The sequence below is a fragment of the Saccharomonospora saliphila YIM 90502 genome, from assembly GCF_000383795.1.
Taxonomy (GTDB): Bacteria; Actinomycetota; Actinomycetes; order Mycobacteriales; family Pseudonocardiaceae; genus Saccharomonospora; species Saccharomonospora saliphila.
In genome coordinates this window covers 263230-285589 of the sequence record NZ_KB912640.1, presented here as the reverse complement: position 1 = coordinate 285589, position 22360 = coordinate 263230, and the positions used below count along the sequence as shown (strand labels likewise).

The following is a 22360-nucleotide window of genomic DNA, read 5'->3' as shown; positions in this document are numbered from 1 at the left end:
GCACCGTGGCCGCCGTGCTGAGCACCTCGGCGCCGTGGGCGTCCGCGCCACCGGCCGTCCCGGCGGGAGCGACCAGCTCCACCGGCGTGCCCGCCCGGAGCAATCCGGCCACTCCGTCGTCGGCCAGCCGAACCGGCACCGCCACGGTGCCCGCTGGTGTGTTCCGCGCGTCGATCAGGCGCGCGTCGGTGAGAGGTTCACCCGATCGGGCGGTCCCGGCGAGGCGTCGGCCTTCCACCTGTTCCACGCGGCTCAGTGCTCCGTCCGGGCGTACGTGCGCCGGGAGCGCCGCGGTCCGGACGTCCTCGGCGCTCAGTGTGGTGCCCGATGGCAGGTCCCGTGCCGTGACCAGCACCGGCGCGTGGGCGTCTCGCTCGTCGTCCGACGTCGTGAGCGACAGTCCCGCTGTGACGAACAGCACGACGGCCAGCGCCCGGCGTGCCAGTGTGACCGGATGGGTCCGCGGCCGGAACCGTGGTCTCCGCCTGGGGCGGCGTGTCCGCTCGCTCATGTCCTCCCCCGTCGTCGCCCGGCGGGCCCACGGCGGGCCCGCCGCGCTCGACGTTAGGGAGCGGGAACTGCCGGCGACACCCGTCTCGGCACGGGCTGTGGACAACCGCTGCCCGGCGGGGAGGGTGTGGACAACCAGGGCGCGGACGGCGCCGTCGGCGCCGCCGGCAGCCCGGTGGGGTCAGGAGGCGGCGGCCGACGCGGTGGTCGAGCTGGAGGAACCGGAGGTGCTGGAACCCCCACCGGACCCGCTCGACGCCGAGGACGAGCCGGACCCGCCCGAGGACGACGAGCCGGACGCCGACGACCCCGACGATTCCGAAGAGCCGGACCCGGAACCGGAGTCCGTCGCGCCCGAGCCGCTCGCGTCGGAGGAAGAGCCGTTCGCCGAGCCGGACGACGCCTTGGACTCGGACCGGGAGTCGTTGCGGTAGAAGCCGCTGCCCTTGAAGATCACGCCGACCGAGCCGAAGAGCTTGCGCAGTGTGCCCTGGCACTCCGGGCAGTCGGTCAGGCTGGAGTCGGAGAACGACTGGACCACCTCGAACTGGTGGTCGCACTCCTTGCACGCGTACTGGTAGGTCGGCACGGGGACTCCTTCATGCTTTTTGGCACTCCCTGGGCGAGAGTGCTAACGCAATTCTGCGGGATGGCATTCCCGGAGCGCAATCGAGGTCCGCCTCACACCGTGCGGTCGGTCTCCGTGTCGCGGTCGAGCGAACGCAGGCCCCGTTCCGGGGTCAGCACCGCCCCGACCCGCACGTCGTGCGGCTCGGCGGGCAGTTCGTCGACGAACTCGGAGTCGCGGACGACGGCGATCAGGCTGGCTTTCGGGGTGGCGAGCGGGAGCGAACGGTCGTAGTAGCCCGCGCCCTTGCCCAACCGGACCCCGCGCCGGTCGACCGCGAGCGCGGGCACCAGCACCACCGCCGCCTCGGCGATCTCCTCCGGCCCGAGCCGGGGGCCCTGGGGCTCCCGCACCGGAGGGAACTCGCCCGAGCCGAGCGACGACACGCCGGTGTACTCGGCCCAGTCCAGCGGCCCGCGTTCGGCCGGTATCACCGGCAGTAGTACGCGACTTCCCCGTTCACGCAATCGGTCGAGTAGTGCCGCCGATCCAGGTTCCGATCCGTACGGTACGTAGCAACAGACCACGTTGGCGGGCAGGGCCAGCGCCGCCTCGGTCAGTCGCTCGGCCTCGCTGACCTGCTGTTGCGGCGTCAACGCCCTCCGTTCGGCCATGATTCGCTTGCGCCACTGCGCCTTGCCGTCCGTCGACGGGCTGTCGTTGTCGGTGTCGGTCACGGCACCAGGCTAGGCTTTGCGCCCATGACGGGCGCCACGAGTGAGACCACATTCCGGACCGCCATCGTGCCTGCCGCCGGGTTGGGCACGAGATTCCTGCCGACCACCAAGGCCGTGCCCAAGGAGCTCCTGCCGGTCGTCGACACGCCGGGCATCGAACTCGTCGCCGACGAGGCCGCGCGGGCGGGCGCGAGCCGTATGGTGATCGTCACCTCGCCCGGCAAGGAGTCGGTGGCCGACTACTTCGGCCCCAGCCCCGAACTGGAGGACGCGCTGGAGCGCAAGGGCAAGACGGCACTGCTCGACAAGATCCGCCGTGCTCCGGGCCTGCTCGACGTCGAGGTGGCCATCCAGGAGCAGGCGCTCGGTCTCGGACACGCCGTCGCCCAGGCCGAGCCGAACCTGACCGACGACGATGCCGCGGTGGCGGTGCTGCTTCCCGACGACCTGGTCCTGCCCACCGGGGTGCTGAGCAAGATGGCCGAGGCGCGCGCCCGCTACGGCGGCAGCGTCCTCTGCGCGTTCGACATCCCGAAGGAGCGCATCTCGCCCTACGGCGTGTTCGACGTCTCCGACACCGACGACGCCGACGTCAAGCGGGTGCACGGCATGGTGGAGAAGCCCGCGCCTGCCGACGCGCCCTCCACCTACGCCGCCGCGGGGCGCTATCTGCTCGACCGTGCCGTGTTCGACGCGCTCGGCCGGATCGGGCCGGGCTCGGGCGGGGAGTTGCAGCTCACCGACGCCGTGGCCCTGCTGATCTCCGAGGGGCACCCCGTGCACGTGGTGGTGCACCGGGGCGGCAGGCACGACCTGGGCAACCCCGGCGGGTTCCTGCGCGCGGCGGTGGACTTCGCCCTCGACGACCCGGAGTACGGTCCTTCGCTGCGGGACTGGTTGACCGAGCGGATCGGTAGCGGGGACTGATGGCCTACACGGAGCCGACCACCGAGCCCGCACCGGAGGCAGCGCGCCTGCGGTCGGTGGACGACCAGCTCTCCCTGCTGCTGAACGCGGCCGTACGCCCGCGCCCGGTGCGGGTGGCGATCTCCGAGGCACAGGGACTGCTGTGTGCCGAGGAGGTGGAGGCCGAGCAGGCACTGCCGGGCTTCGACCAGGCCGCCGTCGACGGCTACGCGGTGCGCAGCGTCGACGTGCGCACCGCGGGTGAGGAACCCGTGCGCATGCCGGTCGTGGGCGAGATCCCCGCGGGATCGCGCCAACCGCGCAGACTCCAGCCGGGACAGGCCGTGCGGGTGGCCACGGGGGCACCGCTGCCGACGCTGGCCGACGCGGTCGTGCCCACCGCCCACACCGACGGGGGCACGGCCAAGGTGGAGGTGCACCAGGCGGTGCCCTCGCACGGGTACGTGCGCCGCACGGGCGAGGACGTGCAGATCGGCGACATCGCCGTGCGCCAGGGTGACACCATCGGGTCGGCCCAGGTGGGCCTGCTCGCCGCCGTGGGTCGTTCGAAGGTGCTGGTGCATCCCCGGCCGCGCGTGTCGATCATCTCGGTGGGCGACGAGCTCGTGGACATCGACCGCAGCCCCGCCGTCGGTCAGGTCTACGACGTCAACTCGTACGCGCTGGCCGCGGCCGCACGGGACGCCGGTGCCGAGGTGAGCCGCGTCGGCATCGTCCCGCTCGACCCCCGGCGACTGCGTGAGACGGTCGAGGGCAGGCTGCTCATGTCCGAGGTCGTCGTCGTCGCGGGCGGCGCGGGTGGCTCCATCGGCGACGAGGTCCAGGCCGCGCTCGCCGACCTCGGCGAGCTGGACACCACGCGGGTGGCGATGCACCCCGGGTCGTCACAGGCGTTCGGCAAACTCGGACCGGACTCGGTGCCCACGTTCCTCATCCCGGCCAACCCGATGAGCGCGCTGGTCGTCTTCGAGGTCATGGTGCGCCCGCTGATCCGGGCGGCGCGCGGCACGCGCAACCCGCACCGCAGAGTGGTCGAGGCCCGGCTGCTCTCACCGATCACCTCGACCCAGGGTCGGCGCGGCTTCCTGCGCGGGCAGCTCCTGCGCGACGAGAGCAACGGGGAGTACCTCGTGCAGCCGCTCGGCACGGGCGGTTCGCACCTGCTCGCGTCGCTGGCCGAGGCGAACTGCCTGATCACCGTGGCCGAGCCGCTGACGGAGGTGCCCGCGGGCGAGCAGGTCAAGGTCGCGTTCCTCGCCCAGCGCTCGTAGCGGTCGCGATGTCGTCGACGGGTCACGGCACGCCCTACACCTCCGAACCCCGCCACCCCGGGTGGCCCGCGCGGCTCGGTCCGCTCGAGGTCCCCGCCGGGGTGGTGCGGGTCCGGCCGGTGCGGCTGCGCGACGGTGCGGAGTGGAGCCGGGTCCGGCTGCGTGACCGCGAGTACCTGCGCCGCTGGGAGCCGACGCAGGACCAGCCGTGGGAGGAGCGCAACGCCGTGTGGGCCTGGCCCGCGCAGTGGTCGGCGTTGCGCAGGCTCGCCCGGCGCGGCCAGTGCCTTCCGTTCGCGCTCACGGTGGACGGCGCCTTCGCCGGGCAGATCACACTCGGCAACGTCATCCGCGCGTCTCTGCGCTCGGCGTGGGTGGGCTACTGGGTGTCCTCCACACTGGCCGGGTCGGGAGTGGCGACGGCGGCGGTGGCGCTGGTGACCGACCACGCCTTCGGTGCCGCCGGGCTGCACCGGATCGAAGCCACCGTGCGGCCGGAGAACGCCCCGAGTGTGCGGGTGCTCACCAAGGTCGGGTATCGGCGGGAGGGGCTGTTCCTGCGTTACCTCGACGTGGAGGGTGACTGGCGCGACCACCTCTGCTACGCCGTCACCGCGGAGGAGACGGGTGACGGACTCGTCACGCGTCTCGTGGCATCCGGGAAGGCGAGGGTTCCTGACCAGCGGTAACGCCGCCTGGTCCGCGGAGGTGACCCCGGTCGAGTGGTGAAATCGCCCGGCGAGTCTCCGCGTTTTCTGTTACTCCTGTGACTAGCGTGGCGATAGTCGGGGTGCAGCACGAGCGTGGGCGGCCGAACACCGTCGGGGTGCGGGCCGGGCAGTCGGATCGCGTCGCTGCGCGACGACGAGCAGTACTCGGTCGGGGGAGGTGACGGGAGATGCCCAGCTCGTTGATCATTGTCGGGCTCGCAGCGGCATGGCTTGCCGTCCTCGTTCCCATGGTCGCTCGCAAGCGGCAGGTGGTCACGCGGACCAACGACGCGGCACTGGCCGCGCGGGTCGTGCGGCGCGGGAGCACACGAGGCGGAGGGCCCGCGAGGTCCGTCGGTGGAGAAGGTCAGCGCGTGGACGCGGGCGAGGTCGGCGACGCCGACGACGACCTGCCGGACGACGAGATCGACGCCCGCGATGTCCGGGGCGGTGTCGAGTACGCCGACGACGTGCGCGACTATGACACGCATGGTGATGACTGGAACACTCTGGGCGACGACCGTTCCGGGCGTGGCGGCCGGGAGGCGCCGGGGCGCGACGACGCCGCGTGGGAACGCACGGTGTTCGTCGAACGGCCGAGCGGCGTCGGCCGGAGCGCCCGTCGTCACGCGGAGCGGGCCGTGCGGGACGATGCCGAGCCGGAGGATGCGCCGTGGGACGAGGACGAGGTCGCAGGCGAGGCCGGTGACGCGCCTGAGGGAGGCGCGGTGAGCGGATCGACCGGCGGGCGCCGGTACCGGCCCGGTCGGGGCGGATTCGACCCGGAAGCCGCCGCGCTGGCGGCGAAGGCCAAGTACGCGTTCCGGCAGCGGGTCGTGATCGCGCTGCTGCTCGCGGCCGTGGCGAGCGGTGTGACCGCTGGTGTGGTGTCTCCGGTGCTCTGGCCCGCGCACGGGGTGATCGACCTGACGTTGGTGGGGTACCTGGTGTACCTGCGCAGGCAGGTGCGTATCGAGCAGGAGATCCGGGAGCGCAGGCTCGCGCGCCTGCGGGCGGCCGACCGGCGGGCGCCCAAGCGCCCGGACCCGCTGGCCGAGATCGAGGTCCTCAAGACCGACCGGCGTGGTGTCGTGGGCTCCGAACGCAAGCCGATGCCGACCTCGCGTGTGCGCAGGCAGGCCGTCGTCGTGGACCTGGAGGACGAGGACCCGGCGTTCCACGAGCTCGACGAGCCGGGGTACACCTACCCCCGCGCGTCGGGGGAGTAGGACCCCCCTGCTCGGTGGGCGCGGCGGGACTTGCTATGCTCACCGAGCAACCGAAACACGGGGCTGTAGCGCAGTTGGTAGCGCGTCTCGTTCGCATCGAGAAGGTCAGGGGTTCGATTCCCCTCAGCTCCACGTTCGGGGTGTTATTGGAACCCCTGCCCGCGTTGAGGTCTTGAAGCAAGATCTGAACGTCGAACAGTGAGGATGGGCCACCCGTTTCGCGGGTGGCCTTCTTGCTGTTTCGGGGCCGTGAGGTGGCCGGTGCGCTCTTGTCGTGGTCTTGTCCGGCGGCTCGCACGCTGAGGGCATGGAGCTGCCGGAAGGGTTCATGGAGATCGCGTGGGTGATCTCCTCATCGTCGATGTAGAGGCCGGCGGTGGGCAGCCGGGTCCGCTCACGCCGTGGCGAGGTGCTTCGCGAACCGCTGTCCGATGCGGCGGTGTGCCTCGCCGTCGGGGTGGAGTGCGTCGGGAAGCGGCAGTTCGTCGTGGTCGCCGGGACCGTACAGGTCGAGACCCTCCACATAGAACAGATTCGGGTCGTGGGCCGCTCGTTGTTCGACGATCCGTCGCAGCGCGTCGCGAATGACCGTCAACGTCAGCCGCCCTGCCGTTGCCTCGGCCGGATCTCCCGTGGCGGCGAACCGGATCCGGCCTTCGCGGAGCGCATCAGTGTTGACCGTGCCGGGGCCCGGGGTGTCCTCGTGGATGGGGCAGTACAGCGGCGAGACCACCGCCAGCGGCGTCGCCGGGTGACCGTCGCGGATCGTGTCGAGGAAACCGTGGACGGCCGGGGTGAACGCGCGCGTGCGCATGGCGTCGGCGTTGACGAGATTGACGCCGATCTCCAGGCTGATCACGTCGGCAGGGGTGTCGCGGATGACGCGGGCGGCGAACGGGTCGAGCATCATGGCGCCGCTGTAGCCGAGGTTGATCAGGTCGACGTCGCCGGACGCGGCAGCGAGCGCGGCCCACGTGGTGGAGGCGCTCGCGGCGTTCGATCCCTGGCTGATCGAGCTGCCGTGGTGCAGCCACACGCGGCGACCGGCGCGGGGCACCGGCTCGACGGGCGAGTCGGCGCGCAGGTCGACGAGCTCGGCCTGTTCGTTGTGGGGCAGCCACAGCTCGACGTCCTTCGCGCCCGCGGGCAGGCCGGTGAACGCGAGGGTGCCGACGGCGCCCCGTTCGACCTGCGAATCCCCGGTCGCCATGTCGACATGGATGACGTCACCGCCGGGCGCGGTGGCCTGCGCGGTGAGCTTGCCGTCGACGAGCAGGTCGTAGACCCCGTCGGGCCGGGGCGGCACCCCGCGGTACACCTTGCGGGTGCGGAGAACGTCGAGTTCGATCGAGGTGGCGGAGGTCCGCAGCGCCAGGCGCACCCCCGCGGGCTGGACCTCCGCCTGGGCCAACTGGGCACCCTCGCCCTGGCCGTCGAAGCACTGCGCACGCGCCCACGCGGGCAGCCGGTGCGGCAGCACGCCGCGTTCAGTGCGTTCGAGTTCGAGGGCGCCGAGGACGAGCGCGTCGGTGATGGTGATGCTGACCGGGCCGGACGTCATGTCCGCACTCTGTCACGCGCGAGGTCCACCGCGCATGCGGATATCGCCGCGACGCTCGTTGATGACCAGGCCCGGCTCGACCGGCGGTTGGCGTCCACACTCGACACGACCGACGCTCACGTTCCGCGAATCCGCGTACGCTGTCCGCGATCGCCCAGCGACCGGCGACGTCCGAGACGTGCCGACCGAGCAGGGTCCGAGAGGGTCGCGGATCTCGAACACCGCACGGTCCGATGCCCGCCCTCGGGGCCACTTCGACCGTTGACGCAGCGCACGACATCGCACAGGATGAACTTCCCGATTGAGGAAGCACCCGAACTCAGACGGCTCACCTGTCATGGGGTGATGAGATGAGTACCCCGGCGTTGGCGCGACTCGCGGAGCATCGCGGCCGTGCCATCCTGAACGACACCGGCGATGCCGGACAGACCGTCGACGCCTGCACCGGCACGCTGCGTCCCCACTCTCTCACCGTGAAGAACGGAGACTCGCGCCTCGCCACCAGGTTGGTGCATGTCCGGCTGCGGGACACATCGGTCAATCGGCTTCGCTACGGCACCGAGGTCACCGTCAGTTCCGGTGACGGTGCACTCGACGACTATCTGCTCACGCTTCCCCTGTCAGGCCACGGCACCTTCCGCTACGGCAACGACACCGCCACCGCTTCGCCCGACCGCGGTGTCATCATCGGCCCGCATCGGGAGTTCGCCTTCGACTTCGGCCCGACCTGGGACCAACTCGTCATCCGGTTCGACCGCGAGCGAGTCGAATCGGCCGCGGCGGCGTTGACCGGCGAAGTCGGCCCCGTCGACTTCGACCTCGCCCTCGCACCGGGCGTGGCCACTCTCGACGGCCTGCTGGAATCGGCCGTGAGCCTGGCAGGCTCCGAGATCACCGACCATCGGCCGCAACTGGTGTGGCAGTTCGAGCAGTTGATACTCGAGACACTGCTCGTTACGCAGCCGAACAACCGGGCACCCATGACCGGAGCCGGCCGGAGCAGGCCGAACTCGCCACGCGTACGCCAGGCGATGGAGTTCATGCTGGACCGGCTGAGCGAACCACTGACCGTCACGGCCGTCGCCGAGGCATGCGGCACGAGCGTCCGAACCCTGCAACAAACCTTCCGACGCGAGGTCGGTTCGTCACCGCTGCAATGGCTCCGAGAGCAGCGTCTGGAACGCGCACGTGCGCTGCTGGACGCGGGAGCGCCCGGGCTGTCGGTGACCGACGTCGCCTACCGCTGCGGCTTCTTCCACCTCGGCGAGTTCGGCACCGCCTTTCGTCGCCGCTACGGCACCACGCCTTCGGCACTGCTGGCGACACGACGCTGACCCGCGGTCTCCATCCCGTTCCGGGCCTCGCGCGGCTCCCTGCGTGATCCCGAGCATGGCTCCGCGTCCATCCGATATCGGTGTGCCTCGCATCACGCGATGGTGGGGCCATGCAGATCGCCCTCCTTCAACTCGCCAGCCCGGGCGAGGAAACCGTCGAGGACCGGATCGCCCGCGTGACCGGCATGATCGACGCCGAGCACGATCTCCACGACACCGACTTGCTCGTCCTCCCGGAGATGTGGACCGCCGGATACTTCTCCTTTGAGCAGTACGCGTCCCGCGCCGAGCCGTTCGAAGGCCCCACGCTGGCGACCGCACGCACGTGGGCGCGTGCCTTCGACCTGTTCGTCCATCTCGGAAGTTTCGTGGAGGCCGCTGCCGATGGGCGGCTCCACAACACCTCGGTTGTCGTCGGCCCCGACGGGGCCGTTGTCACGGCCTATCGCAAGGTGCACCTGTTCGGCTACGGATCGCGGGAATCGGAGCTGCTCGCCCCCGGCGATCAGCTCGGTGTCGGTCACGTCGCCGGCTCCACCGTGGGCATCACCACGTGTTACGACCTGCGATTCCCCGAGCTGTTCCGCGGCCTCGTCGACGAAGGTGCCGAGCAGTTGATCGTATGCGCGGCCTGGCCGGCGGCCAGGCTGGAGCATTGGCGGTTGTTCACCTCGGTCCGCGCCGTCGAACAGCAGGCCACCCTGATCGCCTGCAACGCCGTCGGCCAGCAGCACGACGTCGCGCTCGGTGGGCACAGCCGAGTGGTCGCGCCGACCGGCGAGGTTCTGGTGGAAGCAGGCACGGAAGAGGGCTTCACCTACGCCGACGTCGACTCCGCCCTCCCGCGGAAGATGCGCGCGGAGTTCTCCGCACTCGCCGACCGGCGCTGGCCGGTGCCCGCCCCGGTGCCCAGTTCGTAGCGCCGCACCGGCGGATTCCCCATTCCTTTCCCTCCGGAACGTATCCCCAACAGTCAAGGAGAGTCATGGCCCGCACCGCTACCGCGCTCCCGCTACGAACGGTCGAGGGCGAGCCGGTCGACGTGACACCCAGCCGTCTCGTCGTCGCCGGCTACACCGGACGAGACCAGGACGCGGTCCGGCACCACATCGATGAACTCGCAGCCATCGGTGTCCCCGAGCCGGACAGCATCCCGGCCTTCTACGAGTTGGACACCGACCTGCTGACCGTGGACGAGGACATCGAGGTCGCCGGGGAGCAGACCTCGGGTGAAGTCGAGCCCGTCCTCATCCGCAGTGACGGACGCTACTACTTGACGGTGGGCAGCGACCACACCGACCGGGCGCTGGAGCGCCACGACATCAAGGCTTCCAAGGGCGCCTGCCCGAAGCCGGTGGCCGGCACCGTCATCGACCTGGGTACACAACCCGCGTCGCTTCCCTGGGACGAGATCACGGCCACCTGCTGGCTGGGTGACGAGCTCTACCAGGACGGCACGCTCGCCCAGCTGCTCCCCATCACCGACGTCCTCGCCGAATGGGATGCCTTCGGCGCCGGCGGCGTCTCGCTCGTCCTGTTCGGAGGGACGATGCCGCTCCTCGACGGCGGGTTCCGGTTCGGCCGGGAATGGCGGATGCGCCTCCATGTTCCCGGACAGCCCGCCGTCGAATGCTCCTACACCGCTTCTGTGAGGAAGAACTGATGCGTACCAGTGCCGACTACCTGGCTTCGTTCGAGGACGGCCGTCGCGTCGTCGTCGACGGTGAGCCGGTCAAGAACGTCGTCGAACACCCGGCCTTCGCACCGATCGCCCACACGATCGGGCGCCTCTTCGATCTGGCGGCCGACCCTGCCAACAACATGCAGACCCACGACCCGGCCACCGGACGGGCCGTCAATCGCCTCTTCCTCCCTCCGCGCGATGCCGAGGAGTTGGCGGCCTACCGGGAGGCGGCTCAGGTCTGGGCCACCGAGACCCACGGGTTCGTGGGACGTTCTCCCGACCACGTCGGTGCGTTCCTGGCCGCGTTTTCCAGCCACCCGGAGGCATTCGCCGACAACCGGGGCCCTGGCAAGAATCTGGCGGAGAACGTCCGGGCCTTCCACCGCCGCGTGGTCGAGAACGACCTCTACGTCTCCTACGCGATCATCCCCCCGCAGGTCTCCCGTGCCACCACGGCGCATGCCTGGGAAGGCGACTTCGTCCAGGTCGGCGTGAAGGAAGAACGGCCCGACGGGATCGTCGTTCAGGGCGCGCAGATGCTCGCCACCGGGGGTGCCGTGGCCGACGAGATCCTGGTTTCCTGCATCAAGCCCCTGCAGGCCGAGGACGAGGAGTTCGCGGTCAGCTTCACCGTTCCGGTCAACGCCGACGGGCTGACGCTGTACTGCCGTCGTCCCTACGCCCCCGGGGCCAGCAGCGAGTACGACTACCCGCTTTCGTCGCGCTATGACGAAACCGACGCACTCCTGGTGTTCGACGAGGTCTTCATCCCCTGGGAAAGCGTCTTCGTCTACAAGGACGTGCCCGGTCTCCGCAAGCAGTTCTTCGGCACCGGAGCCCATGTTCTCGGAAACTGGCAGGCCCAGATCCGATTCGCCACCAAGCTGCGTTTCATGGCCGGACTGGCCCGCAAGGTCGCCGAGGTCAACGGCGTCGACAAATTCCCCGGCGTCGTGGAAAAGCTGGGCGAGCTGGCCAGCCTGGTGTCCGTCGTCGAATCGGGTGTGCTCGCCGCAGAACACACCGCCGACAACGATGACCAAGGGCTGTGCCGTCCCGGAGCCCGCGCTCTGTACGGGGCCATGGGGCTGCAGTCCGAGATTCACCCTCGGGTGATCGGGATCCTGCGGGACCTCGCCGGTGGTGGCGTCCTGCAGCTGCCCGCGAGTGTGGAAGAGCTGCGCAACGAGGCGACCCGAGCCCACATGGACCGCTACGTCAGCAGCCCCGGCACTCCCGCCGAGGAGCGGATCAAGCTGTTCAAGCTGGTCTGGGACGCCATCGGTTCGGAGTTCGCCGGCCGGCACCAGCAGTACGAACTCTTCTACGCAGGCGCACCTTTCGTCGTGAAGGGCTACGCCTATCGCAACTACGGCTACGACCAGCCGCTCGCCGAGGTCGACGACTTCCTCGCGAGCTACAGCAGCACCGGTACGGAGGCAGCACGATGAGCAAGCCCGCGATCGAGTTCACCGACATCACCGACATCGAGTACACCCTGTGCCCCGGCGACGACCCCCTGATCAAGGAACGCGTCCTCGCCACCGACCCGGCGACCGGCGTCGCCACGCGGATCCTGCGCTACGAGCCGGGTGCCGACTCGACTTCGATGGGGGTGCAGAAACACGAGTTCTGGGAGGAGGTCTACATCATCGAAGGGTCCTTCACCGACCTGACGCTGGGCCAGACCTTCCACGCAGGGCAGTTCGCATGCCGTCCGCCGGGCATGCCGCACGGACCGTGGCGTTCCGAGGAGGGCGTGACCACCTACGAGGTCCGGTATCCGGCGCCGGCGGAGCAGTGAGATGAGCACCATGACTCCGCACCTGGTCGACCCCGCCACGATGCGTCAGACCATGGGGCGTTTCGCCACCGGTGTCGCGGTCATCACCACCGAGTCCGACGGCGTCCCACACGGCATGACCCTGAACTCGCTGACCTCGGTGTCGCTGGATCCGCCGCTGCTGCTGGTGTGCTTCAACCACGGCGCGCGCAGTGCCATGGCGGTCACCGCATCGGGACGCTTCGTCGTCAACCTCCTTTCGCGACGGCAGCAACCGATCGCCATGCGGTTCGCGCGACGCGGCGAGGACCATTTCGGCGGCCTCGGCCTGGAGTACGGCGACCACGATGTTCCGGTGGTGCCGAATGCCTTGGCACACCTCGATTGCGAAGTCGATCGGACCGTCGAGGCCGGCGACCACACGGTGGTCTTCGGCAAGGTCACCGACGTGTGCACCCGGGACGGAGACCCGCTCGGGTTCTATCAAGGTCGCTTCAGCGACATCACGCCCCACGGTGCCGAACCCGAGCACTGGTTCTTTTGATCGCCCTCGCCCCGGGCCGGATATCCCGGCTCGGGGCCCCGGGCCACCTCGGGCGCGTCTGCTCGTGGCACCAAGTCACTCGGGTTCCGATCCTCTCGGCGTCCTTCGCCGATCCCGCCGCACCGATGCCACTGGGACGGAAAGCGTCGGTGCACTCCGAATCAGCCGACCTGCACCACGGGATGCAGCCTGACGAATGGATCACGTATGTCCCAGAGCATCGAAGACCACGAGATCGGCGGCTCCGACGAGCCCGATCGGCTCATCGAGCCCGGCCCGGGCTACCGCGCCGGGCTGCGGGGCCTCGCACGTTCCCTCGACATCTCGACGATCGGCGCCGGCGTCGTCGCCGCGGTTTTCGGCTGCACCGGCCCCGCACTGATCGTCGTCAACGGTGCCACCGACGCCGGACTCACCACCGCACAAACCGTGTCCTGGGTCAGCACGGTCTACCTGGTCGGCGGGTTCATCTCGTTGATCATGGCGCTGTACTACAAGCAGCCCATCGTCGGCGCGTGGAGCATTCCCGCCGCGGCGTTGGTCGTCTCCAGCCTGGCCGACCACTCCCTCGCGGAAATGGTCGGCGCCTACTTCACCGCCAGCGTCCTGGTGTTACTCCTCGGACTGTCCGGCTTCGTTCGCACCCTGGTGCGTTGGCTACCCATGCCGATCTTGATGGCCATGATCGGCGGTGTCCTGTTCAAGTACGCTCTCAACATCGTCGGCGCCGCCGAGACCCGACCGTTCCTGGTCGGCGCCGCCGTGGTCGGTTTCCTCCTGCTGAGCCGCTTCGTCAAGGCCGTCCCTGGAGTGATCGGCGCGCTGGCCTTCGGCATCGTCGCGGCCGTTCTCACCGACTCGTTCGAGTCGGCCCAGGTCGGCACCGACTTCGCCCTGCCGACGTGGATCGGCGTGGACTTCGACCCGCTGACCATGTTGGGCGTGGGAATCCCACTCGCACTGGTGATCCAGGCGGAGAACATCCAGTCCATGGGTGTCCTCATCGCCGAGAAGTACCGTCCCCCGGTCAACAACATCACCGTGGTCAGCGGAGCCGCCAGCCTCCTCGTCTCCGGGTTCGGGGGGCACAACGCCAGCATCGCCGGCCCGATGACCGCCATCTGCGGCTCCGACCAAGCCGGTTCCCACCACAACCGCCGCTATGCCGCGGCCGTCGTGAACGGCATCATCTTCGTCACGTTCGGGATCTTCGCGAGCATCGCCGTGGGCCTGGTCAGCGCGCTCCCGGGCGAACTCGTCTCCACCGTCGCGGGACTGGCGATGTTCGGCGTCCTCATCATCGCCTTCCGGGGCGCCTTCTCCGAGGGCCGGTACAAGCTCGGGGCGCTGGTCGCCCTCGTCGTCGCCATGGGTGACGTGACCATCTTCGGTATCTCCAGCCCGTTCTGGGCACTCCTCGCCGGCCTCGGCGTCTCCCTCCTGCTCGAGTTCGACGACTTCAGGACCAGGGCACACACCTGAGCGGTCGCCAGTGGCTCGTCGCGAGGTCGTACAGGACGAGTCCAGACCGCTCTCGCGCACGGCCGCTTCGGCGGTCAGCATGGCGGCGCCGCCGATCGCCTAGATCAGTCAGCCGCGGTAACGCCCACGAGTAAGACACGCACGCTGGTGGGTGACAGGTAGCGGACGGCTCCGCCACCGTCGAGGAAAAGGCTGTTCCCGATCCCCGCGGCCGGCGGCGAGGTGTGGGGCGCGGGGCCGTACGTCTGCGCTAGGACTGAGATCGGGCCGCATCCGCACGACGGGAAAAGCGTTCTCTTCCCACCTTCAATTTATAGCGCACCAGGGGGCTTGCGGCAAGCCCTGGTTCCTGCCGCAGAATCGGTGGCCGTGCACCCGCGTCGTCACGTTCTGCGGTTGCTCGCCGGAAGGTGAAGAATGAACGAATCGGCGTATCCTTCACGAATTCATGGAGGAGTCGCCGAGACCAACGCCTTTTCATTGTGAGGGAATGTGTCGACTCAAGGGTACGACGACGAATTGCGGTCCGAGCGCGGCTATGTGGCCGGGCTCTACACGCGGCTCGACGCCGAGCGTGCGCGAGTGAAGGGTGCGTACCAGGCCGCGTTGCGGGGAAACGGCGAGACGCCCATGGAACGGGATGTCGAGGTGCGCGCGCTGGCCCACGAGGCGAAGCGGCTGGACGTGGCCGACGACGGGCTGTGCTTCGGTCGCTTGGTCACGCGTTCGGGTGAACATCGGTACATCGGCCGGATCGGTCTCGTCGACGAGGACAACGACTACGAACCGGTGTTGCTCGATTGGCGGGCGCCCGCGTCGCGCGCGTTCTACGTCGCCACCGCCGCGAACCCGGAGGGCATGCGTCGGCGACGCCAGTTCCACACACGCGGGCGTCAGGTCATCGACTTCACCGACGAGGTGCTCGGCCGTCCCGACGGTGCGGAGCCGGGGGCCCGGGGAGACGCCGCCCTGCTCGCGGCGGTCAACGCCCCGCGTGGTGACGGGATGCGCGACATCGTGGCCACGATCCAGGCCGAGCAGGACGAGATCATCCGGCTCGATCACCCCGGAGTGCTCGTGGTCGAGGGCGGGCCGGGCACCGGGAAGACCGTGGTGGCGCTGCACCGCGTCGCGTACCTGCTCTACACCCAACGGGAGCGCATGGAACGCCATGGCGTGCTCGTGGTCGGGCCCAACCCGGGCTTTCTGAACCACATCGCCCGCGTCCTGCCGTCACTGGGCGAGTCGGACGTGGTGTTCATGACCCCCGGCGACCTGGTGCCCGGCCTGCGGGCCACCGCCGACGACACGCCGGAGGCCGCGCGGCTCAAGGGTTCGCCGGCGATCCTCGACGTGCTCGCGGCGGCGGTCGCCGACCGGCAGCGGCTGCCGGAGCGGCCGTTGCCGATCGAACTGGGTGGCGTCACGGTGCGGATCGACGCCGAGACCACGGAGTGGGCGATCGAGGAGGCACGCGCGAGCGGGCTGCCGCACAACGAGGCGCGCGCGGTGTTCACCGAGATCGTCACGTATGTGCTCACCGAACGGGCGATAGCCCGGATCGGCCGAGGCTGGCTGAGCCGGCACGACCGCGCGGCCTGGGAAGACCTGCGGAGCGAGCTGCTCACCGAACTGGCCGACCACGAGGCGTTCACCGCCGCGCTCGACGAGCTCTGGCCGGTCCTGGCGCCGGAGGAACTGTTGGCTTCCTTGCTGTCCTCACCCGAACGGCTGCGCGCGGCGGGCGCCGACCGGGCGTTGTGGCGTGCCGAGGGGGACGCCTGGACGGTGTCGGACGTGGCCTTGCTCGACGAACTGATCGAGCTGCTGGGCACCGACAAGGCGGCCGAGAAGTCCGCCCAGCGGGCCGCCGAGCGAGAACGCGGCGCCGAGGCCTCCTACGCCGCCGACGTGCTGGACACACTCGTCGGCCGCCAGGACTCGATGGACGACGACGATCATCTGTTCGCCACGGACCTGCTCTACGCCGAGGACCTTGCCGACCGGTTCGTCGAGCGGGACACCCGCGACCTCGCCGAACGCGCCGCCGCGGACCGGGACTGGACCTACCGGCACGTCGTGGTCGACGAGGCGCAAGAGCTGTCCGAAATGGACTGGCGGGTGCTGATGCGGCGCTGCCCGGGCCGGTCCTTCACGGTGGTGGGCGACCTCGCCCAACGCCGGTCGGTGGCCGGAGCGACCTCGTGGAAGCGAATGCTGGAGCCGTACGTGCCCGGCCGTTGGCGCTACCGCTCACTGTCGGTGAACTACCGCACCCCCGCGGAGATCATGTCCGTGGCCGCCGCGCTGCTCGCCGAATTCGCACCCGGGTCACGGCCACCGGAGTCGGTCCGCGCGTGCGGCGTCCAGCCCTGGTCCCGGCGGGTCACCGAGGAGGATCTTCCCGCTGCCATCGAGGAGTTCGTCCAGGACGAGGACGCACGTGCGGGCACGCACGTCGTGATCGGCCCACCGGGTGTGCCGGGCGCGGTGCTCCCCTCCGACACGAAGGGCCTCGAATTCGATGCCGTCCTGGTCGTGGAACCGGCGAGGATTCTCGCCGACGGCCCACGCGGCGCGGCCGAGCTCTACGTCGCTCTCACCCGCGCCACCCAGCGCCTCGGTGTCCTGCACCAGGGCCCGTTGCCGCGAGCCCTGGCCGGGCTCGCCGAAACCGGGAGCCCCGCTCCGGCGGGGCGCCCACGGCGGGCGTAGCCATTCCCGTCCGGTGCGCACCGCTCTCGCGATCCAGGCGGTTGAGAGGCGCGGGAGTACCCGTCCCCGGTGATCGACGGCAGCGTCGTCCGGCTCAGTACGGCGCGTCGTCGGGAAGACGTAGCTGGAGCTGGGCGAGCACGCGCTGGTGGGGATCGTTCAGGTCGATCCCGGAGACCTCGGCGGCGCGGCGCAGGCGGTACCGCAACGTGTTCGGATGAATGTGCAGCCGACGTGCCGCGTTCCCGGCGTCGCCGAACGCGTCCAGATAGGCGAGCAGCGACGGCACGAGCGTGTCCGTGTGTTCCCGGTCGTAGCGGCGCAACGCCCACAGCCGCGGGTCGCGCGTCCTCGGGTGCTGCGCCAGCAACGCCAGCAACTCGGTGAACAGCACGGTCGACCGCATGTCGGCCAGCGACGCCACATCGCCGAGCGCGCCCGTACCGCCTCGGCTCGTCATGGCGTCCAGGACCCGGTCCGCGTCCGCGCGTGAGGCCGTGGCCTCGGCGAGCCGGTCCACGACACCCCCGACGGCGGCCCGGACCCGCACATCCCGGTGCCGCGCGGCCGCGGCGACGACGTCCCGCGCCAGGGTGAGCACGGCACCCTCCGCGCCGGGCGAGGTCTCGGGAAGCAGCGCGTAGACGCGCCCGCCCCCGGTGCTGACCAGGGCACTGCGCCGGTAGGCCGCGACATGGACGGAGATCAGCCTGACCAGCTCGGCACGGTGCAGTTCGAGCTCCGATCGTCCTGCCGCCGGCGTGTCGGCGGGCTCGGCCAGGAGGAAGGCCACCACGACGCAGGGGCGGGCCGCGTCGGCGGCGATCTCGGTCGCCACCGCCTCGGCACTCAGCCGCCCGTCGAGCAGCCCCGCGAGCAGGTTCTCCCGCAGCCGCCCGTCGGCCGTGGCTTGCGTGCGCCTGCGCACGAGGTGCAGCGCGGCCGTGCGGGCCGCGCCGAGCAGCGCTCGCTCCGCCCGCGTGGTGAAGTCCGACGCGGCCTGCTGCACCCAGATCGCGCCCAGCGGTTGTGTCCCGGCGTGGATGCCCGCCGCGATCCTGCGCCGGATTCCGAGATCGGGGCGCTCGTCGACCCGGACGATGCCCTCACCCGCGAGCAGCCTGCGGTAGACGCCCCAGTCCCGCAGCATCGCCAGGTACCGTCGCGGCCCCTGCCTGCCGAGGATCGACAGCCTGCGCAGCTCGTCCACCTCGTCGCCGGTCGAGGAGTACGCCAGCACCCGGCTGGCCGTGTCCTCGATCGTGACGATGCCGCCGGTCAGGGCCGCCGTCGTCTGAGCCAGCGAGAACAGATCGCCCAGTTGCTCACCGGTCTCGGCCGCGCCGTGAGCGCGTGCGGCTTCCACGACGGTGCGGGCCAGGGCTTCGAACCTTTCCCAGCGTGCCTCGCCGCGCACCCCGAGCACGGCCACGCCCGCCTCATCCGCGAGTTCGGTGAACATCGGACCATCACCACCCGGCTTGACCGCCACCGCTGAGGCGGAGGCCGCGGCCGCCGCGCGGATGACGGGCACCGTGGCCGCGCCCCTGGCCCCGATGACGAGCACGAGGTGCCCGGGCTTCAGCTCCGAGCCGTCGAGGGGGTCCTCCGGGTCCAGGATGACGACGTCGGTGACGGCCACGCCGAGTCCGCGTGGAGCCGCCGCCACCTCGACCAGTTCCTCGCCGAGCGTGTCGAGCAACTCGCGAAGCGCGGGCGCTGAGGCGGTGTCGTCCACGATACCCACCGGATTTGTCGTACAGGACAAGTGTGCCCGTACGACGTTATCCCATTCGACAACGACCCGGCCTCCCGCGCCTCCTACCGTCGGTGCGCACCGAAGCATCGACCGTCGTAGGAGCCGCTATGGACGCCGTGACCAGCCCGCCGACCCCGGTCAACGAGCCGGTGCTCGCGTACGCTCCCGGAAGCCCCGAGCGCGCCGGGATCACCTCGGCGCTCGCCGAGCTCGGCTCCGCCGAGCCGAGGGAGCTGACCTGCACCATCGGAGGCGCGCAGCGGCTCGGTGGCGGCGAGACGATCGATGTGGTGCAGCCGCACAACCACCGGGCGGTGCTCGGCAGGCTGGGCAACGCCACGCACGCGGACGCCGCGGCGGCCATCGACTCCGCACGCGCGGCCGCGCCCGCCTGGCGGGCGATGAGTTTCGACGACCGGGCAGCGATTCTGCTGCGGGCGGCGGACCTTCTCACCGGCCCGTGGCGGCACACGATCAACGCCGCCACCATGCTGGGCCAGTCGAAGAGCGTGGCGCAGGCCGAGATCGAAGCCGTCTGCGAACTCGCCGACTTCTGGCGGTTCAACGTGGCCTATGCCCGCCGCCTGCTGTCCGAACAGCCGATCAGCCCGGCCGGCGTGTGGAACCGGATGGAGCAGCGTCCCCTCGAAGGGTTCGTCTACGCGGTCACCCCGTTCAACTTCACGGCCATCGCCGCGAACCTGCCCACCGCGCCCGCGCTGATGGGCAATGTCGTGCTGTGGAAACCCGCGCCGACGCAGACCTTCGCCGCGTGGATGACGATGCGGCTGCTGGAAGCGGCGGGGATGCCGCCGGGGGTGATCAACCTGGTGACCGGCGACGGTATCGCGGTCTCCGAGGTCGCGTTGACCCAGCCGGACCTGGCCGGTGTCCACTTCACGGGCTCGACGGCGACCTTCCAGTACCTGTGGTCGCAGGTCGGGGCGAACATCGCGAACTACCGCGGCTACCCGCGCATCGTCGGTGAAACCGGCGGTAAGGACTTCGTGCTCGCCCACCCGTCCGCCGACCTCGACGTGCTGCGTACCGCGCTGGTGCGGGGCGCGTTCGAGTACCAGGGCCAGAAGTGCTCGGCGGTCTCGCGGGCCTACGTCCCGAGGTCGGTGTGGGCGCGGCTGCGTGCCGACCTGATCGACGAGACGGAGGCCCTGACGGTCGGCGATGTCACCGACCTGCGCAACTTCGCGGGCGCGGTGATCGACCGGCGTGCCTTCGACAAGCACGCGGACGTGCTGAGCCGGGCCGCGACCGATCCCGAACTGACCGTGGCGGCCGGGGGCACCTGCGACGACTCGGTCGGCTACTTCGTACGCCCGACCGTGCTCGTCAGCGACAACCCGAGGCACGAGGTGTTCACCACCGAGTACTTCGGACCGATCCTCGCCGTGCACGTCTACGACGACGCCGACTTCCCCGCGATGCTCGACCTCGTCGATTCGTCCGGGTCCTACGGGCTCACCGGGGCTGTCATCGCCGAGGACCGGGCCGCTATCGCCCAGGCGAGTGAGGCGCTGCGGTTCACCGCGGGCAACTTCTACATCAACGACAAGCCGACCGGCGCCATCGTCGGTCAGCAACCGTTCGGCGGTGCCCGCGCCTCCGGCACCAACGACAAGGCCGGTTCGCTGTTCAACCTGGCCCGCTGGACCAGCCCCCGCTCGATCAAGGAGAACTTCGTGCCGCCGACCACCGTCGCCTACCCGCACCAGGGCTGAAGGAGGGCCGCCATGTTGCGTTCGACGCTGCTGGCCGCGGCACGCTCGCCCCGGGTCCGCTCGATGACCGAGTCGTCGCCGGTGGCCCAGGTGATGGTTCAGCGGTTCGTCGCGGGGCCCGACGTCGAGGACGCCACGCGCACCGCCGCCGAGCTGGCCGCGGACGGCCGGCGGATCACCCTCGACCATCTCGGCGAGGACACCACCGACGCCGCACAGGCCCGGCGGACCACGCTGGCCTACCGCACGCTGCTGCGGGAGCTCGGTGAGGCGGAGCTGGCGGCGACGGCCGACGTGTCGGTGAAACTCTCCGCGGTGGGGCAGTCTCTCCCACATGACGGCGAGCGGATCGCCCTGGACAACGCCAGGTCGATCTGCTCGGCCGCCGCCGCGGTCGGTGCCACGGTGACCTTGGACATGGAGGACCACACCACCGTCGACTCCACGCTCGGCATCGTCTCCGCACTGCGGGCCGACTTCCCGTGGGTCGGCGCCGTGTTGCAGGCCTACCTCTACCGCACCGTGACCGACTGCGCCGAGCTGGCGGAGGCGGGCTCACGCGTGCGGCTGTGCAAGGGCGCCTACGCCGAACCGGCATCGGTGGCACATCAATCGAAGTCCGATGTGGACCGTGCCTATGTGCGGTGCCTGAAACTGTTGATGTCCGGTCGTGGCTATCCCATGGTGGCCACGCACGATCCGACGATGATCGCGATCGCGGACCACGTGGCGCGCGAGGCGGGCCGGACCTCCGCTGATCACGAGTACCAGATGCTCTACGGCATCCGCGCCGACCAGCAGCGCGCGCTCGCCGCGGCCGGGCGGACGATGCGCGTCTACGTCCCGTACGGCGAAGCCTGGTACGGGTACTACCTGCGCCGCCTGGCCGAACGGCCCGCCAACGTCGCCTTCTTCCTGCGCGCTCTGGCGCGGTGACCGCGGGCGGGCAGGATCAGCGGTCACCTCCCGGGCGTGGCCGGGCGGCCCGCGACGCGCACCTGCCCCCGGGCGGCTCATTCCCCGGGCGCGAGGTCGTGGGCGAGCAGGCGGGCGGTCTCGGCGATCAGCTCGTCGTCCCAGTCCGCCTCCGGGGCGTGCTTGGTCGAGAGCACGGCCAGGACGAGCGGCGTGCCGAGGGTGGTCCATGCGAGGCCGACGTCGTTGGCGGTCCCGTAGTCTCCCGAGCCGGTCTTGTCGCCGATGCGCCATCCGTCGGGGAGTCCGGCGCGGAACCGGTCACCGCTGGTGGTGTTGCCCAGCAGCCACTCGGTCAGCAGCGCGTTGTCCTCGCGGCCGAGGGCGTCCCCGAGGACGAGGCGTGCGTAGTCACGGCCGATCGCGGCGGGTGTCGTGGTGTCGCGCGGGTCGCCGGGCAGCGCGGAGTTGAGGTCGGTTTCCCACCGATCGAGCCGCGTGACGGGGTCGCCGAGCGAGCGGCAGAACGCGGTGAGCCCGGCGGGTCCACCGATCTGGCGCAGCAGCAGGTTGCCCGCCGTGTTGTCGCTGTACCGGATCGCGGCGGCACACAGCGCGTCGACGCGCATCCCGGTGCCGACGTGCTCCTCGGTGACCGGCGAGTACTCGACCAGGTCGTGCTCGGTGTAGTGGATGGTCCGCGCCAGGAACTCGCCGTGGTGGTCGCGGTCGCGCAGGATGGCGGCCGCGGCCAGCGGTTTGAACGTTGAGCACAGCGCGAACCGCTCGCCGGCACGGTGGGAGACCGTCGCGCCGGTGCGGACGTTGGCCGCGTACACGCCGAGCCGGGCGCCGTGGCGGCGTTCCAGCGCGTGCAGCCGCGCCCGCACGGGTG

20 protein-coding genes and 1 tRNA gene are annotated in these 22360 nt (G+C 70.5%); 15 read left to right on the top strand and 6 right to left on the bottom strand.

The genetic code is table 11. The features are described 5' to 3' along the window. The 3 genes from SACSA_RS21825 to SACSA_RS0106450 all read right to left on the bottom strand — a co-directional run. Positions 1–511: SAF domain-containing protein (locus SACSA_RS21825; protein WP_019814374.1), on the bottom strand; the 511-nt coding region annotated here is incomplete at its 3' end. Positions 512–691: 180 nt separating this feature from the next. After that, the gene (locus SACSA_RS24440; RefSeq protein ID WP_083940171.1) at positions 692–1099 is read right to left on the bottom strand and encodes an FmdB family zinc ribbon protein; all 408 of its coding nucleotides are present in this window, start codon (positions 1097–1099) and stop codon (positions 692–694) included. A gap of 92 nt (positions 1100–1191) precedes the next feature. Next, on the bottom strand, positions 1192–1815 hold the full coding sequence (locus SACSA_RS0106450; protein WP_019814367.1) for a 5-formyltetrahydrofolate cyclo-ligase: 624 nt from the start codon (positions 1813–1815) through the stop codon (positions 1192–1194). A 24-nt stretch (positions 1816–1839) separates the two neighbouring features. Here SACSA_RS0106450 and SACSA_RS0106445 point away from each other — a divergent pair, with 24 nt between their 5' ends. The 5 genes from SACSA_RS0106445 (at position 1840) to SACSA_RS0106425 (ending at position 6084) form a co-directional block, all read left to right on the top strand. Further along, positions 1840–2742: a UTP--glucose-1-phosphate uridylyltransferase gene (locus SACSA_RS0106445; protein ID WP_019814365.1), complete on the top strand. Its 903-nt coding sequence runs from the start codon at positions 1840–1842 to the stop codon at positions 2740–2742. Further along, a complete protein-coding gene (gene glp / locus SACSA_RS0106440; RefSeq protein ID WP_019814363.1) occupies positions 2742–4013 on the top strand; it encodes a molybdotransferase-like divisome protein Glp in 1272 nt (423 codons plus the stop codon). Before SACSA_RS0106445 ends, glp begins: the two co-directional genes overlap by 1 nt. An 8-nt stretch (positions 4014–4021) precedes the next feature. Next, positions 4022–4702: a GNAT family N-acetyltransferase gene (locus SACSA_RS0106435; RefSeq protein WP_019814361.1), complete on the top strand. Its 681-nt coding sequence runs from the start codon at positions 4022–4024 to the stop codon at positions 4700–4702. A 209-nt stretch (positions 4703–4911) separates the two neighbouring features. Beyond that, entirely contained in the window at positions 4912–5952 is a 1041-nt protein-coding gene (gene sepX, locus SACSA_RS0106430) for a divisome protein SepX/GlpR (RefSeq protein ID WP_028661610.1), read from the top strand. A 59-nt stretch (positions 5953–6011) separates the two neighbouring features. Then, positions 6012–6084, top strand: a tRNA-Ala gene (locus tag SACSA_RS0106425). 262 nt (positions 6085–6346) lie between these two features. On the opposite strand, the gene SACSA_RS0106415 is transcribed toward SACSA_RS0106425, so the two are convergent. Then, entirely contained in the window at positions 6347–7513 is a 1167-nt protein-coding gene (locus tag SACSA_RS0106415) for a GDSL-type esterase/lipase family protein (RefSeq protein ID WP_019814355.1), read from the bottom strand. Positions 7514–7863: 350 nt separating this feature from the next. Here SACSA_RS0106415 and SACSA_RS0106410 point away from each other — a divergent pair, with 350 nt between their 5' ends. From SACSA_RS0106410 to helR, 8 genes are all read left to right on the top strand, one after another. After that, positions 7864–8847 (top strand): AraC-like ligand-binding domain-containing protein, encoded by a 984-nt coding sequence (locus tag SACSA_RS0106410; protein WP_019814353.1) that lies wholly within the window; start codon positions 7864–7866, stop codon positions 8845–8847. Between the two features lie 110 nt (positions 8848–8957). Further along, entirely contained in the window at positions 8958–9767 is an 810-nt protein-coding gene (locus SACSA_RS0106405) for a carbon-nitrogen family hydrolase (protein WP_019814351.1), read from the top strand. Positions 9768–9832: 65 nt separating this feature from the next. Continuing rightward, complete coding sequence (locus tag SACSA_RS0106400) at positions 9833–10510, top strand: DUF2848 family protein (RefSeq protein ID WP_019814350.1); 678 nt, start codon at positions 9833–9835, stop codon at positions 10508–10510. Next, complete coding sequence (locus tag SACSA_RS0106395) at positions 10510–11982, top strand: 4-hydroxyphenylacetate 3-hydroxylase family protein (protein WP_019814349.1); 1473 nt, start codon at positions 10510–10512, stop codon at positions 11980–11982. The genes SACSA_RS0106400 and SACSA_RS0106395 overlap by 1 nt, the downstream gene beginning before the upstream one ends. Then, on the top strand, positions 11979–12335 hold the full coding sequence (locus tag SACSA_RS0106390; protein WP_019814347.1) for a cupin domain-containing protein: 357 nt from the start codon (positions 11979–11981) through the stop codon (positions 12333–12335). The genes SACSA_RS0106395 and SACSA_RS0106390 overlap by 4 nt, the downstream gene beginning before the upstream one ends. Before the next feature lies 1 nt (position 12336). Next, positions 12337–12858: a flavin reductase family protein gene (locus SACSA_RS0106385; protein ID WP_019814346.1), complete on the top strand. Its 522-nt coding sequence runs from the start codon at positions 12337–12339 to the stop codon at positions 12856–12858. Positions 12859–13065: 207 nt separating this feature from the next. Next, a complete protein-coding gene (locus tag SACSA_RS0106380; RefSeq protein WP_019814345.1) occupies positions 13066–14340 on the top strand; it encodes a benzoate/H(+) symporter BenE family transporter in 1275 nt (424 codons plus the stop codon). Positions 14341–14832: 492 nt separating this feature from the next. After that, a complete protein-coding gene (gene helR / locus SACSA_RS0106375) occupies positions 14833–17055 on the top strand; it encodes an RNA polymerase recycling motor ATPase HelR (RefSeq protein WP_019814344.1) in 2223 nt (740 codons plus the stop codon). Positions 17056–17149: 94 nt separating this feature from the next. On the opposite strand, the gene SACSA_RS0106370 is transcribed toward helR, so the two are convergent. Further along, on the bottom strand, positions 17150–18802 hold the full coding sequence (locus SACSA_RS0106370; protein WP_019814343.1) for a PucR family transcriptional regulator: 1653 nt from the start codon (positions 18800–18802) through the stop codon (positions 17150–17152). A 119-nt stretch (positions 18803–18921) separates the two neighbouring features. Between SACSA_RS0106370 and pruA the strand changes: the two genes are divergently transcribed. Together pruA and SACSA_RS0106360 are read left to right on the top strand one after the other, a co-directional pair. Then, the gene (pruA, locus tag SACSA_RS0106365) at positions 18922–20550 is read left to right on the top strand and encodes an L-glutamate gamma-semialdehyde dehydrogenase (RefSeq protein ID WP_019814342.1); all 1629 of its coding nucleotides are present in this window, start codon (positions 18922–18924) and stop codon (positions 20548–20550) included. A gap of 12 nt (positions 20551–20562) precedes the next feature. After that, positions 20563–21486: a proline dehydrogenase family protein gene (locus SACSA_RS0106360; protein WP_019814341.1), complete on the top strand. Its 924-nt coding sequence runs from the start codon at positions 20563–20565 to the stop codon at positions 21484–21486. Positions 21487–21563: 77 nt separating this feature from the next. Here the strand turns inward: SACSA_RS0106360 and bla are convergent. Further along, positions 21564–22360 (bottom strand): class A beta-lactamase (bla, locus tag SACSA_RS0106355; RefSeq protein WP_157596678.1); only part of this gene is annotated, 797 nt, incomplete at its 5' end.

Excerpts from the sequence above, each read along its gene's own strand:
- SACSA_RS0106415 (WP_019814355.1), bottom strand. The coding sequence starts at position 7,513 with ATGACGTCCGGCCCGGTCAGCATCACCATCACCGACGCGCTCGTCCTC.
- sepX (WP_028661610.1), top strand. The coding sequence starts at position 4,912 with ATGCCCAGCTCGTTGATCATTGTCGGGCTCGCAGCGGCATGGCTTGCC.
- glp (WP_019814363.1), top strand. The coding sequence starts at position 2,742 with ATGGCCTACACGGAGCCGACCACCGAGCCCGCACCGGAGGCAGCGCGC.
- SACSA_RS0106360 (WP_019814341.1), top strand. The coding sequence starts at position 20,563 with ATGTTGCGTTCGACGCTGCTGGCCGCGGCACGCTCGCCCCGGGTCCGC.
- pruA (WP_019814342.1), top strand. The coding sequence starts at position 18,922 with ATGGACGCCGTGACCAGCCCGCCGACCCCGGTCAACGAGCCGGTGCTC.
- SACSA_RS0106400 (WP_019814350.1), top strand. The coding sequence starts at position 9,833 with ATGGCCCGCACCGCTACCGCGCTCCCGCTACGAACGGTCGAGGGCGAG.
- SACSA_RS0106385 (WP_019814346.1), top strand. The coding sequence starts at position 12,337 with ATGAGCACCATGACTCCGCACCTGGTCGACCCCGCCACGATGCGTCAG.
- SACSA_RS0106445 (WP_019814365.1), top strand. The coding sequence starts at position 1,840 with ATGACGGGCGCCACGAGTGAGACCACATTCCGGACCGCCATCGTGCCT.
- SACSA_RS0106405 (WP_019814351.1), top strand. The coding sequence starts at position 8,958 with ATGCAGATCGCCCTCCTTCAACTCGCCAGCCCGGGCGAGGAAACCGTC.
- SACSA_RS0106435 (WP_019814361.1), top strand. The coding sequence starts at position 4,022 with ATGTCGTCGACGGGTCACGGCACGCCCTACACCTCCGAACCCCGCCAC.
- SACSA_RS0106410 (WP_019814353.1), top strand. The coding sequence starts at position 7,864 with ATGAGTACCCCGGCGTTGGCGCGACTCGCGGAGCATCGCGGCCGTGCC.
- SACSA_RS0106380 (WP_019814345.1), top strand. The coding sequence starts at position 13,066 with ATGTCCCAGAGCATCGAAGACCACGAGATCGGCGGCTCCGACGAGCCC.
- SACSA_RS0106395 (WP_019814349.1), top strand. The coding sequence starts at position 10,510 with ATGCGTACCAGTGCCGACTACCTGGCTTCGTTCGAGGACGGCCGTCGC.
- SACSA_RS0106390 (WP_019814347.1), top strand. The coding sequence starts at position 11,979 with ATGAGCAAGCCCGCGATCGAGTTCACCGACATCACCGACATCGAGTAC.